This window comes from Streptomyces sp. UH6 (assembly GCF_013421635.1).
In the GTDB taxonomy this organism is placed as follows: domain Bacteria; phylum Actinomycetota; class Actinomycetes; order Streptomycetales; family Streptomycetaceae; genus Streptomyces; species Streptomyces abyssomicinicus.
The window spans coordinates 1-1,166 of record NZ_JACADT010001358.1; the positions used below are offsets into that span (position 1 = coordinate 1).

Genomic DNA, 1,166 nt, shown 5'->3' on the forward strand with positions numbered 1-1,166 from the left:
AGGAGACCGCGGACGACGAACTGCGCCCGCTGCGGCAGCGGCTGGTCACGGCCGTGGCGCTCGCCGTCCCGGTGGTGGCGATGGCGATGTTCCCCGCCCTGCAGTTCACGTACTGGCAGTGGCTGTCCCTCACCCTGGCCGCCCCGGTCGTCACCTACGCCGCCTGGCCCTTCCACCGGGCCGCCTTCACCAACGCGCGGCACGGCGCGGCGACGATGGACACGCTGATCTCGGTCGGCACCACGGCGGCGTTCCTGTGGTCGCTGTGGGCACTGTTCCTCGGCACCGCCGGAACCCCCGGCATGACCCACCCCTTCGAGCTGACCATCGCCCGGTCGGACGGCGCGGGCAACATCTACCTCGAGGCCGCCGCCGGCGTCACCGCCTTCATCCTGGCGGGCCGGTACTTCGAGGCCCGCTCCAAGCGGAAGGCCGGGGCCGCCCTGCGGGCCCTGCTCGAACTGGGGGCCAAGGACGTGACCGTCCTGCGCGGCGGCCGGGAGGAGCTGATCCCGGTGGGCGGGCTGCGGGCCGGGGACCGCTTCCTGGTCCGGCCGGGCGAGAAGATCGCCACCGACGGCCTCGTCGTGGAGGGCTCCTCCGCCGTCGACGCCTCGATGCTCACCGGCGAGTCCGCGCCCGTCGAGGTCGGCGTCGGGGACGCCGTCACGGGGGCGACGGTCAACGCGGGAGGCCGGCTGGTCGTGGAGGCCACCCGGGTGGGCGCGGACACGCAGCTCGCCCGCATGGCGAGGCTGGTCGAGGACGCGCAGAACGGCAAGGCCGCCGCGCAGCGGCTCGCCGACCGGATCTCCGGCGTCTTCGTCCCCGTCGTCATCGCCCTGGCCCTGGGCACCCTCGGCTTCTGGCTGGGCAACGGCGCGGAGCTGACGGCCGCGTTCACCGCCGCCGTCGCCGTGCTGATCATCGCCTGCCCGTGCGCGCTGGGCCTGGCCACGCCGACCGCGCTGATGGTCGGCACCGGGCGCGGCGCCCAGCTCGGCATCCTCATCAAGGGCCCCGAGGTGCTGGAGTCCACCCGCAAGGCCGACACCGTCGTCCTGGACAAGACCGGCACCGTCACCACCGGACGGATGACGCTGCTCGCCGTGCACACCGCCGAGGGCGGCGACGAGCGCGAGGTGCTGCGGCTGGCGGGCGCCCTG

General features: G+C 74.7%; 1 protein-coding gene. It reads left to right on the forward strand.

Annotation, left to right across the window (positions count from 1 at the left end):
• The coding region (locus HW445_RS31870; RefSeq protein ID WP_180224240.1) for an HAD-IC family P-type ATPase at nt 1–1,166 on the forward strand (1,166 nt) is incomplete at both ends.